This window comes from Mycobacterium attenuatum (assembly GCF_900566085.1).
Classification (GTDB): domain Bacteria; phylum Actinomycetota; class Actinomycetes; order Mycobacteriales; family Mycobacteriaceae; genus Mycobacterium; species Mycobacterium attenuatum.
Genome location: NZ_UPHT01000006.1, coordinates 16,859 through 30,286, shown reverse-complemented (window position 1 = coordinate 30,286; position 13,428 = coordinate 16,859). Strand labels below are relative to the sequence as shown.

Annotated in this window: 8 protein-coding genes; 6 read left to right on the top strand and 2 right to left on the bottom strand. The window is 64.4% G+C overall.

Annotation, left to right across the window (positions count from 1 at the left end; genetic code table 11):
• Window positions 1-39 precede the first annotated feature (39 nt).
• Window positions 40-1,923 (top strand): PE family protein, encoded by a 1,884-nt coding sequence (locus EET13_RS01390; RefSeq protein ID WP_122440604.1) that lies wholly within the window; start codon window positions 40-42, stop codon window positions 1,921-1,923.
• 26 nt (window positions 1,924-1,949) lie between these two features.
• On the opposite strand, the gene EET13_RS01385 is transcribed toward EET13_RS01390, so the two are convergent.
• On the bottom strand, window positions 1,950-3,182 hold the full coding sequence (locus EET13_RS01385) for a PPE family protein (protein ID WP_122440603.1): 1,233 nt from the start codon (window positions 3,180-3,182) through the stop codon (window positions 1,950-1,952).
• A 167-nt stretch (window positions 3,183-3,349) separates the two neighbouring features.
• Here EET13_RS01385 and EET13_RS01380 point away from each other — a divergent pair, with 167 nt between their 5' ends.
• The 4 genes from EET13_RS01380 to EET13_RS01365 all read left to right on the top strand — a co-directional run bounded on the left by EET13_RS01380 (window position 3,350) and on the right by EET13_RS01365 (window position 8,885).
• On the top strand, window positions 3,350-4,570 hold the full coding sequence (locus EET13_RS01380; protein WP_122440634.1) for an acyl-CoA dehydrogenase family protein: 1,221 nt from the start codon (window positions 3,350-3,352) through the stop codon (window positions 4,568-4,570).
• A complete protein-coding gene (locus EET13_RS01375) occupies window positions 4,563-5,372 on the top strand; it encodes a tyrosine-protein phosphatase (protein ID WP_122440602.1) in 810 nt (269 codons plus the stop codon). Before EET13_RS01380 ends, EET13_RS01375 begins: the two co-directional genes overlap by 8 nt.
• Window positions 5,373-5,476: 104 nt before the next feature.
• Window positions 5,477-7,117: a PE family protein gene (locus EET13_RS01370; protein WP_122440601.1), complete on the top strand. Its 1,641-nt coding sequence runs from the start codon at window positions 5,477-5,479 to the stop codon at window positions 7,115-7,117.
• A gap of 97 nt (window positions 7,118-7,214) precedes the next feature.
• Window positions 7,215-8,885 (top strand): PE family protein, encoded by a 1,671-nt coding sequence (locus tag EET13_RS01365; RefSeq protein ID WP_122440600.1) that lies wholly within the window; start codon window positions 7,215-7,217, stop codon window positions 8,883-8,885.
• A 125-nt stretch (window positions 8,886-9,010) separates the two neighbouring features.
• Here the strand turns inward: EET13_RS01365 and EET13_RS01360 are convergent, their stop codons facing one another.
• Window positions 9,011-10,474, bottom strand: a complete 1,464-nt coding sequence (locus EET13_RS01360; protein ID WP_122440599.1) for a hypothetical protein — start codon at window positions 10,472-10,474, stop codon at window positions 9,011-9,013.
• 1,100 nt (window positions 10,475-11,574) lie between these two features.
• On the opposite strand from EET13_RS01360, the gene EET13_RS01350 reads away from it, so the two are divergent.
• On the top strand, window positions 11,575-13,347 hold the full coding sequence (locus tag EET13_RS01350) for a PE family protein (protein ID WP_122440597.1): 1,773 nt from the start codon (window positions 11,575-11,577) through the stop codon (window positions 13,345-13,347).
• Window positions 13,348-13,428: the final 81 nt, after the last annotated feature.

Below are 13,428 nucleotides of genomic sequence, written 5' to 3'. Positions count from 1 at the left end.
GTTCCAGACGTTTCTCTCCGGTACCGGGAGGGCGGTTCGATGCCGAATGTCATTGCGATCCCCGATGCCTTAGCCTGGGCCGCAACGGATTTGGAGCACATAGGTGCCGCGGTGCGCGCGGCGACTGCGACAGCAGCAGCGCCTACCACCCAGGTGTTGGCCGCCGGCGCAGATGAGGTGTCGGCGGCGGTGGCGGCCCTGTTTTCGTCGCACGCGCAGGCTTACCAGGCGCTGAGCCACCAGACGGCAGCATTGCATGACCAGTTCGTCGCGGCCCTCAATGGCGCTGCCGGCGCATACACGACAGCAGAGGCGGCCAACGCCGTACCGCTGCAAAACCTGCAACCGGGGCTGCTGGGCCTGGTCAACGCCCCCACCGAGGCGCTGACGGGACGCCCGCTGATCGGCAACGGCGCAAACGGCACGGCCGCGCACCCCAACGGCGGGGCCGGCGGCTTGTTGTACGGCAACGGCGGCAACGGATTCTCCCCAACGACCCCCGGGCAGCGGGGCGGCACCGGCGGGGCGGCGGGACTGATCGGAAACGGCGGCGACGGCGGCAGCGGCGGCCCCAGCGCTGCCGGCGGCACCGGAGGGCATGGCGGCTGGTTACTGGGCAACGGCGGGCACGGCGGGCACGGCGGCGCCGCCGTCGGCGGCAACGGCGGCGCCGGCGGTGCGGGCGGCACCAGCGGCCTGATCGGCTCCGGTGGAACCGGTGGCGCCGGCGGCTCCGGCGGCGGCTTTGGAAGCCACGGCGGGGCCGGCGGAGATGCGCTGCTGATCGGGCGCGGCGGCGACGGCGGGGCAGGTGGCGCCGGCGCCACCGGGCTAGCCTTACAGCCCGGCCAAGACGGCGGCAACGGGGGTCATGGCGGCAACGGCGGGTGGCTGCTGGGCTCCGGCGGAACCGGCGGCACGGGCGGCATCGGCGGACAAGCCGGAACGGGCATGGTCGCCGGTGAATTCGGCGGCGACGGCGGCGCCGGCGGCGACGGCGGCCACGCCGGATTGATCGGCCACGGCGGTAGCGGTGGAGCAGGTGCATCGGGAGGTAATGGGACGGCAGGGACCGACTTTGGCGGAGAAGGAGGATTCGGCGGTACTGGTGGTGGCGGCGGCGACGGTGGCCTGCTATTCGGGGCTGGCGGGGCCGGCGGGACCGGCGGCAACGGAGGAACTTTCGTACCGGGGCCGGTTGGCTCTGCCGGCGCTTTCGGCGGCGCCGCCGGCTTCGGGGGTCGTGGCGGCAACGCCGGACTATTCGGCAGCGGAGGTCTCGGCGGCGGTGGTGGCAACGGCGGGGACGGCGGCGACCTATTCGCGAACGGCGGTGACGGCGGGTGGGGCGGACATGGCGGCCACGGTGGTTTGCTGTTCGGCAACGGCGGCAACGGCGGAGCTGGCGGAATCGGCGGCGACGGAGGCGATGCGAACAGTCCAGTTTCCCCCGCCGGCTCGGGTGGCCGCGGCGGCGAAGGTGGCAACGGTGGCTATGCCTGGATCGGCCGCAGCGGGAACGGTGGCGCCGGTGGGAACGGCGGAAACGCCGGCACCATCGGCATTGACGGACTCGCGGGCTCCGGCGGGGACGGCGGCTTCGGCGGGTCTACCCGACTATGGGGGGATGGCGGTAGCGGCGCAAACGGCGGCGACGTGGGGACCGGCCAGATCCTCTTCAGCGGCGACGGCGGCTTGGGGGGCAACGGTGGGTTCTTCTTTGGCAACGGCGGTAACGGCGGCAACGCCGGGACCAGTTCCGACCCACCCCCAGCCTTCGATGGCGTGGGTGGAACGGCGGGTTCCGCCGTGCTAATTGGTAATGGCGGCAACGGCGGGGCCGGAGTCCCCGGCGGCCAAGGCGGCTACGGCGGCTTCGGCGGAGCTCTGTTCGGCCGCAACGGAGTGAACGGGCCGCCCTGAGCCGGACGGCCGCACAACGACGTGCGCTATCCACCCGCGGGGGGACGAGCCACCACCGTGGGCCGGAATCCGTATTGCGGCAACGAACGTCCCGGACCCTGGCCGCTGCCGGTCAACACCCCACCCAACGGCATCTCCGGTAGACCGGACTCGACCGGTGGCGGCGTGGTCATTGGTGTCGCGACCGACATCGAGGACACCTGCCCGGCTGCAGGCCCGACCGCGGTCCAGGTCGGTGGAACCGAGAGCGGCCCGATCGAAGCCGCTCTGCCCAATGTCGCCGACACCATGTCGGCGTTAGCGCCCACGACCCCCAACCGTGCCAGGTTCTCGGAGTGGCTGGCGATTTCGCCCGCAGCCCCGCTGACGCCCGCATCTGCAATCGCGTCGGCGGCGTGATCAGCGGCGGCCTCACCACCGAGGAAGCCAAGAAAGGGCGCGAGTGTGTTGCTCGGCATGTAGAAGCCGGAGGAAAATATCGTGTTCCAGATATTGGCATCCGGGCCCCAGTTGTTCCAGAACCTCTTGAGCCACCCCGACCCGTTCACCAGGTCGTCAGCGCGCGATCGCCGCGCGCAAGACCCAGCGTGTGCCGCCGGTGATGAGAATTCCCGCAGCGCAGCCGGCAGCGCGGAAGTCAGGCGCGCGAGCATGCCGTGCTCAGCGCCGGCGTTGCCGACGGCTTCGGCGACGACAGCGGAGCGCAGCCTCAAGCCGCCCGGGTTGGTGATGGGTCGCAACCACATGAAGGGAGGAAGCGTGGCGGCTTCGGCCGATGCGGCCGCATAGCTATACATAGCGGTGGCGTTTTGTGCCCACATGTCGCCATACTGCGCGTCAAGGACGGCGATGGCCGGGGTGTTCTGGCCGAACAGGTTGCTCACCGACAGCGCAAGCCGGCGGACCCGGTTGGCCCGAATCACCGACGGCGGCACCGTTTGGGTGAGCACGTCGTCGTACGCAGCCGCCGCGGCATCAGCTTGCGCGGCGGTATGCTCAGCCTGGTCTGCGGTAGCACAAATCCACTTCCGGTAGGGCTCGGCCGCAGCCGCCATGGACACCGATGCCGCACCGCGCCATTCGTCGTCGACCAGCGCGGAGACGGTCGAGCCGAAGGCGAGCGCGTGGCCATTGAGCTCGTGAGCCAGCCCCTTCCAGGCCACCGCAGCGGCCCGCAGCGGCGCTGCACCGGCACCGGCACGCAATCGGGCCGAGGTGATTTCGGGCGACAACCGAGCGAAATCGACTAGTGCATTCACCGGGTCCGCCTTTTAGTGCTGCTTGCAACAGTATCTATGGCATATCGTAAGCTAAGGTTAGCCTAACTCGCCTGCGCTGCTGCTTGCGACTTGAGCGCGACTGCCCGGCAATTGGCCAGTGAATTCCGCGCCTTATGGTGCCTTATGGTGAAGTAATGGACTTCGCGATGTCGGCCAAGGTCATCGACTACCACAAGCGGTTGTCCAGCTTCATGACGGAGTACGTCTTCCCGGCAGAGTCCGACTACGAGAGATATCGTCGCGAGGCCGGCCCGGATGACCACACCGTGCCGCCGATCATCGAGGAACTCAAGATCAGGGCCAAAGAGCTCGGCCTGTGGAACCTGTTCCTGCCCGCGGAGTCGGGCTTGACCAACCTCGAGTACGCACCGCTCGCCGAGCTGACGGGGTGGAGCTTGGAGATTGCGCCCGAGGCATTGAACTGCGCCGCGCCCGACACCGGCAACATGGAAATCCTGCACATGTTCGGCACCGAAGAGCAGCGTCGGCAGTGGCTGCAACCATTGCTGGACGGCGAGATCCGCAGCGCCTTCTCCATGACCGAACCCGCGGTCGCCAGCAGCGATGCCCGCAACATCGAAACCACCATCTCGCGTGACGGCAGTGACTACGTCATCAACGGCCGCAAATGGTGGACGTCGGGTGCGTCGGACCCGCGCTGCAAGATCTTGATCGTGATGGGGCGCACCAACCCCGCCGCGGCCGCCCACCAACAGCAGTCGATGATCCTGGTGCCGATGGACACCCCAGGGGTGCGGGTCATCCGTTCCACACCCGTTTTCGGGTGGCAGGACCAGCACGGCCACTGCGAGGTCAGCTACGACGACGTCCGGGTGCCGGCCACCAACCTGCTCGGCGAAGAAGGCTCCGGATTCGCGATCGCCCAGGCCCGCCTGGGCCCGGGCCGCATCCACCACTGCATGCGCGCGTTGGGCGGAGCCGAACGTGCGCTGGCTCTCATGGTCGACCGGGCGCGTAACCGGGTGGCGTTCGGCCGTCCGCTCGCCGATCAGGGTGTGGTGCAACAAGCAATTGCCAAGTCGCGCAACGAAATCGACCAGGCAAGGCTGCTGTGCGAGAAGGCGGCGTGGACTATCGATCAGCACGGCAATAAGGAGGCTCGCCACCTGGTCGCAATGATCAAGGCGGTAGCCCCGCAGGTCGCCTGCGACGTGATCGACCGCGCGATCCAGATACACGGAGCTGCCGGGGTCAGCGACGACACGCCGTTGGCCCGGCTCTACAGCTGGCATCGTGCGATGCGGATCTTCGACGGACCCGACGAGGTGCACCTGCGCTCCATTGCCCGCGCCGAGCTGGGGCGGGAGAAATCCGTGCTCGCCGCCGCGGCCACCCGACATGGCTGAATTGGAGTTAGCCGGCGCATGGAACTTTCGTGACGTTGCCGACAGCGCCGCGCTGAGGCCCGGTCGGCTATTTCGCTCGAGCGAGTTGAGTCGCCTCGATGACGCCGGTCGCGAAGCGCTGCGCCGGCTGGCTGTCACCGATGTCGCCGACCTGCGCTCGTCGCGTGAGGTCGTCCGGCGCGGTCCCGGCCGGGTGCCCCCCGGCGTCGACGTCCACCTACTGCCGTTCCCCGACCTGGCCGACGACGGGCACAATGACACCGATGCGCCGCACGAGCACGCCTTTCGGCAGCTGATGACCGAAACCCCGGACGGGGAGTCCATCAACGAAACAGCCGTGCGCTACATGACCGACGAGTACCGCCAATTTCCCACGCGCGCCGGTGCGCAACGCGCCCTGTACCGCGTCGTCACTTTGTTGGCCGACGCGCGGGCGGTGCTCACGCATTGCTTTGCGGGCAAAGACCGCACCGGGTTCGTGGTGGCCACCGTGCTGGACGCCATAGGCATCGACCGCGACGCCATCCTGACCGACTTCCTGCGCAGCAACGACGCGGTACCGCAGTTGCGGGAACGCATCTCGGAAATGATCCGGCAGCGCTCCGACACCGAACTGACGCCCGAAGTGGTGACCTTCACCGAAGCCCGGCTGTCCGACGGCGTGCTCGGCGTCCGGCCCGAGTACCTCGCCGCATCGTGGCAGACGATCGACGAGACCTGGGGATCGGTCGGCGCCTACCTTCGCGACGCGGGTATTGCGGCGACTGATGTCGACCGCTTGCGTACCGCGCTACTGGGCTGAACACCGATCTTTGAGGTCGGCTCAAAGCCCAGACACGATCGCGGAATCGCCTTAGGCTCAACGGGTACCCGGTTTGTGCACCCCGTCGCCAGGAGGATGGCGTCTTGTCGTACGTTCTCACGCAGCCGCCGGCCATGACCGCGGCCGCCACCGAGTTGGCCGGGATCGGCACGGCGATCAGCGAGGCCGCCGCGTCCGTGGCAGGTCCGACGACCACGATCGCCACGGCCGCTGCGGACGAGGTGTCGGCCGCCATCGCGCAACTGTTCGCCACGTTCGGGCAGGAATACCAAGCGGTCAACGCACAACTCGGCTCGCTATATAGCCAATTCACCCAAAAGTTGGCGGCGGCCGCGAACGCCTACTTCGGCGACGAAGCCATCAGCGCCGCCTCCCTGGTGAAAGGCGCCACCGCCGGACTCTTTACGCCAACCTCGCCCACCGCAGTACCGCCGGTTTTTGGTCAGAACACAGCGATCGTCATGAGCGGCACCGGATCACCGATACCCTCGATTCAGTACGTCACCAACATCACCAATTTATTCTTGCCGCCCGGCGTGGTAGTGAACCCGCTGAACACCATTGAAGAGCTGTATCCCATTACCGGCGTCAAATCGCTGCCCTTTCAAAACTCGGTGCAAACAGGGCTGCAGATTCTCGATACCGCGATTTGGGAGCAGATCCATGCCGGAAACCATGTCACCGTTTTCGGCTATTCCCAAAGCGCCGTCATATCGTCCCTGGAAATACAGCAGCTTCTTTCTCTGGGCCCCAATAAGCCAGACCCGAGTCAGCTTAGCTTCATCTTCATCGGCAACGAAATGAATCCCAACGGCGGCATCCTTTCGCGGATACCCGGGCTGAACATCTCCACCCTCGGCCTGCCGTTCTACGGAGCGACTGCGGATAACCCCTATCCGACAACTACCTACACGCTCGAATACGACGGTTTCGCCGACTTCCCGCGGTATCCGCTCAATGTCCTGTCCGACATCAACGCGGTTTTCGGGATAATCACCGTGCACACCCAATATCCGAATCTCACCGCGCAACAGGTAGCGAACGCCATACTGCTGCCGACCGAAGGCGTGACGTCGAATCAGTACTACATGATTCCAACCGCGCACCTGCCGCTGCTGGACCCGCTGCGGGCAATCCCGGTCATCGGACCACCGCTGGCCGCACTCATCGAGCCCGACTTGAGGGTGTTCGTCAACCTGGGCTACGGCGATCCGAACTTCGGTTATTCGACAAGCCCCGCGAATATTCCGACCCCCTTCGGACTCTTCCCCAACGTCCCGCCGGGCGTCGTCTTCGATGCCCTGGTTGCCGGAACCCAGCAAGGCATCAACGACTTTGCGGCAACGCTGCCGGCTGCACTCAACCCTCCCCAACTGCCGGTGATCGGGTACCCACCGTTCATCCAGCAGATCCTGCCGCCGGGTCCAACACCGGTGCCCGCGACGCCGGCCAATATCGCCAGCACTTTTGCGGCCGTGGTGTCGGACAGCTACTCACTTCTGCTGCCCACGGCAGATCTCGGTCTGGCTTTTGTCACGATTCTTCCGGCTTACGACCTCAGCTTGTTCCTGAACCAGCTATTCCACGGAAACTTCATTGCCGCGATCGAGTTACCTCTAGCCGCCAGCGCGGGGCTGGCCGCGCTGGGCGGCATGATCGAATTCATTGCGATCGTGCGGACGGTGGCGGCAATTATTCAGCAGTTGCAGGCCCTGAGTTTCTAGCCGAATTCGGCAGAACCCGAACGAAAGGGCTAGGCACCAAAGCTGCGGACAGGTTGCCTTGAGCGCCTGAGATTGGTCGTGAAGGAGGATGCGCCGGATGGGGTACGTGCTCGCCGAGCCCGCGCTCATGGCGACGGCCGCGGCCGATCTTGAACGCATTGGCGCCGCGGTCAGCTCCGCCAGCGCCGCAGCAGCCGCTCCGACGTCACGCCTGGCGGCAGCGGCGGCTGACGAGGTGTCGGCGGCCATCGCTAATTTGTTCGGCGCCTACGGCCGGGAGTACCAGGCCATCGTCAAACTGTTGGAGGCGTTTCAGGCGGAGTTCACCCGGACATTGGGCGCCGCCGGTTTGGCCTACGCGCACGCTGAAGCCGCCAATGGGGCAACCGTGTCGGCTGCCATCGCGACGTCGCCACTGACGGGGCCGACCGTTTCCCTGATCATGGGCGGCAGCGGAAACCCAACGCCGGGAACCGATTACGTGAATGGCCTGCTCAATTACATCACTCCGCAATTCGGAGCCACCAATGCGCTGGCGCTGTTCACCCCGGAGCAGTTGTATCCGATTACCGGCGAAAAGAGCTTGCCGCTGAGCACCTCGGTGACCGAGGGCGTGACGATCCTGCACAACGCGATCCTGAACGAGGTCAACACCCTGGGCAATAGCGTCGTTGTCGGCGGCTACTCACAAAGCGCGATCATCGCCTCGTTGGAGATGCGGAACCTGGCGGCCATGCCTCCAGGCACCGCTCCGCCCGCCGACAAGCTGGGCTTCGTCCTGCTGGCCAACCCGATGAACCCCAACGGCGGGCTGCTGTCGCGCTTCGCCGGGCTGAACCTGCCCAGCCTGGGCGTGGACTTCTACGGCGCGACACCCGCCGATACGATCTACCCGACCTCGATCTACACCCACGAATACGACGGCTTCGCCGACTTCCCGCGCTATCCGCTCAATATCGTCTCGGATCTGAACGCCATTGCCGGCATTGCCTTCGTCCACACCGATACCCCGGATATCAACCCGCAGACGCTGCCGCCGGGCGATCTGATCAAGTTGCCCACGGAGCCGACATACCACGGAAACACGTCGTATTACCTCATTCGGACGCATAATTTGCCGCTGCTGGACCCGCTGCGCTTCATCCCAGTAGTGGGCAACCCCCTGGCGGATCTGCTGCAGCCGAATCTGACGACGATCGTGAACTTGGGTTACGGCGACCCGCATTACGGCTATTCGACCGCGCCGGCGAATGTGCCCACGCCGTTCGGGCTGTTTCCGCAGATCGACCCGGCCGTCGTCGCCGGAGAATTGGTCACCGGAACCCAGCAGGGCTTCAACGCCGCACTCAACGATGTGCTGATGCAGCCGCCACCGGGACCGCCCACCGTTCCCAGCCTGGGGTCATCACAGTTGCTTGCATCATTTGCTGTGCCACCACCGGCGTTGGTAGTGCCGACGTCGATCGACGGCCTAATCACCGATCTGCAGGCCACGAACACCTATCTCACCAACGCCGTTTCCGGTGGGCTCTCCAGCGCATACGAGTCACTGCTTCCGACGGCGGACATCCTCAATGCGGGGGTGACCGAAGTGCCGTCGTACGACCTCAACCTCTTCCTGGACGGGATCGAGCAGGCGGTCAACGGTGACCCGATCGGGCTGATCAATGCCATCGGTTATCCGATCGCGGCGGACGTGGGATTGCTTGCGCTTGCCGGCGGGCTTGAGGGCCTGGTCCTGTTGGGCATCGTGGTCACCGATTTCTGAGCGTTGACCCGTCATGGGTGATGCCGCGCCAATTATCTTGGGAACTAGCAAGTGGTCGTCGGCTGCTCCCGCCAGGTTCAGGCCTGGCTCCCGGACTAGCCGAAGTATTCCACCAATCTGCGGGTTTAATTGTTATTGTTTGAACCTGCGTCATTGGAAGTGCCGACTGCAGCGGCATTGTTATTGTTGAAGTCGGCGACTACGTTGTCATATTCGAATCTCTCGAGCGCAGCAATGCTCATGGCTTCGTAATCGGGCGTGCCGGCGTAAGGGTCGCTAAATTGAATTTGCGCTGACGACAGCTCCGCGTTCACGGCATCTTCAGCCGCGTTATTGTTGGAGATGTCATCGTTGAAGCTAGCCGAGGCGGAGATTTCATTTTCTGGGTAAGTTTTCGACCCTAGTCGCTGTTCCGTCTCCATCTCCTCCGACCCCGCAGTTTCGGACAATTGGAGGGCGGCTGGGTCTTCACGCGGAGGAAGGCCTGCATACAGATTACTTATATAATTGCCAGCGTTGCGCGAAAGATCATTATGCGAAAGTCCGATGAAGCTATCCGGAATTTCAGTGAGGTCGAACTCAAGTGGATTAATTTCATTCGTTACCTCGAAAGATCTGAATATGCTGGCGGCCGACTGGTGGCCTGCTAGCTCAGCTCTGAACGTACTAGCGGACTCGCTGTCTACCCAGCCAACGTCGGGTATGTAGAATGGAATCCCTTCGGTTTGCGTCGATGATATATTCGTTGGAGTTAAGTGAGTTCTGGCAGCTTCTTCATCTTCCCGTGTGTCGATTTGCCCGACAATGCGGTTCACCGCGAGGGGATTGGCCGGCTCTGATGATTCGTTCGACGATTCTTCGGAATCACCGTGATCGGCAACATAGTCCGATGATTCGCTGGACGATTCTTCGGAAGCATTGTGTCCGGCAGCATTTCCTTCTGAATAGAAATCGAGCGCGGCGACGCGTTCTGCAACCAGAAATTCCAGACCGCTGAAACGGTGAACGAACTCGTCGGCTACCCAACCGACGCCGGGCATGTAGTGCCGGGCCGCTGCGGTTTGCGTCTCGGAAAAGTTCAGCGGAGTAAGGACCCAAGAAAGTGTGGTCTCATCTTTCTGCGTAGGTAGGAATGCGCCGACGACCTGAACTCCCACGCTTGGCAACGGCTGCAGCCAGCCGCCGGGTTCTAATGATTCGCTTGATGATTCTTCGGAATCTTCGTGGTCTGCCCGGATATTTGGCCGCACGAGGTCGACGACGGGGAGGGCGGCAGTATCGGCATTGTCGGTGTTGTTGTTCGTCGACGCTTCGCCGATGCCATAGGACTCACTGATGGAGGTGATGGCGGTGGCGTTCGTGTCGGGAGATGTGGAACTCGTGGTAGAGGTGTCGGTGGAGTTGGTGCCCAAATTTCCAGTGCCTGCTGTTGTGCAGGTATCGAGTTTGAACGCCTCGTGAGCACTTAGCGTGATAGCAAGTCGGCCCACGCTGAGCTGAGCACTCCTCACCGGTGGGGGCGCCGCGACATCCAGGTTGGCACCAGCCGTGCCAGTCAGCGCGAGTGCTCCCAGCGCGACGCCGACCACACGGGCGCTGTGTCGAGGCGATTTGGCCGGGCGGGGTGTGCGGCGAGCTTGCCCGCGGGTAGAGCTATCGGCTATAGCATCGTTGTGCGAACGAGACCGCTTGGGCTTAGCCGGCATGCGCCACCACCGTGTGGCTCGTCGGTGCGGCAGCAGCGCGAGCGGGCCCCACTGCAGCGCTGAGCACCGCCGCGCTTGCCACGTCGTCAGAAACGACCCACAACGTCACTGTCAGCTCCTTATGGCTGATCGCATACTGGCCAACTGATCCGCGGCGCGGAACCACGCTGGCCGTTATACACATGCACTGTATGCGATACGCGCGTATCAGCTTTGGTTGCCCAAGTCGGTCAACTGCCGATGCCGGCTCATCGACCGGACTGCTCGCGACGGCGCGGCACAAACCGGCGACGTCCACAGACAGTCGGCTAATCATCAAACGCATTCGCGCAGCGCGAAAGTCAATGCCGGACTCATGGCTACCCGGGCGAACGATGCCCGAGACCGCCCGAAACCGTATCCCGATGCGCCGGAACATGATTCGCTGACACCGCCCAGGAGGCTAGTGTGATACCGGGTCGTTCACCGAGGCCATCGCCCAGACGAATCGTCCAAGAAATGGAACTGGTGCTACTGCCGTGAACAGCGGATGTGGAGTCCAGGATCGACGCTGATGAACCCAACCTACAACTGGAAAGCCCAAGCGGACACCGATCTGAACACGCCCACAACCACACCGCACGTGACGACCGCAACAAGCCCCGCCGACCACGCGAGCCTTTTCCTCAACCAGCTTGTCCAGGACAACCTCATCAACGCAGCCAGAATCGCAGCCGACGCGGGTTGGCCACGATCGCCGGCGCGGTGGAATCTCGCACCCTTAACGAAGCCGCCTTGCCTAGGGTCAGTCACTGATTGCGTGACTGCGCAGAAACTGGCGCGCGAGATGGCCAAACACACGATGCGGTAGGCCCGACCGATCTAGGCTGACAGATGCCGGACCTCCCGATGGCCGGCTCCGCCCGGGCCGTCGGTTTTCGCCGCATTCGGCGGTGCCACAACGAAACAGCCTGGGTTTGAAGGAATTTGAAGGAAATAGACCGATGAACAACGTGATCGCGCAACCGCAACTGATGGCCGCCGCCGCAACGAACATCGAGGGAATTCGTTCGGCGATCGCCGAAGCCAATGCCGTCGCCGCCGGCCCGACAACCGGTCTGGCGGCGGCCGCCGCTGACGAAGTGTCGGCGGCCGCGGCGGCGCTGTTCGGCGCGTACGCGCAGGAATACCAGGCGGTCATCAAGCAGGCCGCGACGTTCCATGACGCTTTCGCCCAGGCCATGGCCGCCGCCGCGACCGCCTATACCGAGGCAGAGGCGGCCAATGCGGCGATGGTGACCGGGGCGCTTCGAGCGGTGACCTCGCCCATCCAGTCGTTACTCGGCGGTGGCGCGGCCCCGGCCGCCCCGGGCGGCGGCGCAATGCCGGCGCCGGCGGCTTTGGCGTCTCCGTTCGATGCGTTGATCATGACCGGCAGCGGCACGCCGATTCCCTCACTGCCCTATATGCAGGCCGTTGCCCGCTACATCTCCGGTGTGCCCAGCCAATTGCTGCCCCTCAACACTCCTGAGGGCCTGTACCCGCTGACGGAGATCAAGGACCTGCCGCTCAACCAGTCTGTGACCACTGGTGTGCAGATTCTGCACAACGCGCTCTTTGGACCCCAAGGGCTGATCACGGCCGGAGGCAACGTCGCGGTTTTGGGCTATTCGCAGAGCGCCATCCTCTCCTCGATGGAGATGCGCCAGCTCATTCTGCAGGGGAGCCCGAACACCGCCAACCTCAGCTTCACGCTGCTGGGCAACCCGATGGCCCCCAACGGCGGCCTGCTCTCACGCTTCCCCGGCCTGCACATGCCTGCGCTGGGTCTGGAGTTCTACGGGGCGACGCCGTCGAATTCGGGCTACCAGCTCAGCCAGTACACAATTCAATACGACGGATACGCCGACTTCCCGCGCTACCCGCTCAACTTCTTGTCGGACCTCAACGCGTTCCTGGGCATCCAATTCGTGCATGGCGACTACCCCTCCCTGGATCCGAACAACCTTCCCCCGAGCTACAACATGGTGGAGTTGCCGGTTTCTCCGGCCAACAACGGCCTCGAGCACTACTACATGATCACCTCCCCGGAACTGCCGCTGCTGACACCGGTGCGGGCGATCCCGGTGATCGGCAACCCGTTGGCCGATCTGGTCCAGCCGGACCTGACCTATCTGGTGAACTTGGGCTACGGCGATCCCCACTTCGGCTATTCGACCGGATATGCCGATGTGCCAACCCCCTTCGGGTTGTTCCCGTCGATCAACCCGGTGACCTTTGCCGGCGATATGGTCGCCGGTGCCCAGCTGGGAGTGAATCACTTCGTCAGCGACATCGGCGCCATGCTGCCGACATCGCTGCCCGATCTCTCGCTGCCGGCCGCCGCGCTCACCGGCGGCTCGCCGACATCGTGGGCGCTGCCCAGCCTGCCGGCGGCCACCGGTTCGCCGATCGACGGCATCATCGACGCCCTCAAAGCGGCGAACACCAACATCACCAAAGCCATCAGCAGCGCGGCTTCTGACCTCTACGCGGTTGCGCTACCGACCGCAGACATCGTGAACACCATGGTGACCGAGATCCCGTCCTATGACCTCAACCTCTTCCTGGACGGCATCCGGGAAGTGGCCAACGGCGATCCCGCCGGATTCATCAACGCGTTCGGGTATCCGCTGGCCGCCGACGTAGCGCTGCTGACCCTCGCGGGCGGCTTCCAGACGATCGTCATGCTGAATGGAGTCGAATCGGTCATCGCCGACCTCACGGGAAACGGCTAACCGTCGTCGCGCTGTCCAAAACCACTGCGGGGCAGCTATTTTGAGCACAACAATTCGAGACGGTGACCGGCCGCGACAACG

Bases quoted from the DNA above. Each gene is read 5' to 3' on its own strand.
- EET13_RS01390 (WP_122440604.1), top strand. From the start codon at position 40: ATGCCGAATGTCATTGCGATCCCCGATGCCTTAGCCTGGGCCGCAACG.
- EET13_RS01380 (WP_122440634.1), top strand. From the start codon at position 3,350: ATGTCGGCCAAGGTCATCGACTACCACAAGCGGTTGTCCAGCTTCATG.
- EET13_RS01375 (WP_122440602.1), top strand. From the start codon at position 4,563: ATGGCTGAATTGGAGTTAGCCGGCGCATGGAACTTTCGTGACGTTGCC.
- EET13_RS01365 (WP_122440600.1), top strand. From the start codon at position 7,215: ATGGGGTACGTGCTCGCCGAGCCCGCGCTCATGGCGACGGCCGCGGCC.
- EET13_RS01350 (WP_122440597.1), top strand. From the start codon at position 11,575: ATGAACAACGTGATCGCGCAACCGCAACTGATGGCCGCCGCCGCAACG.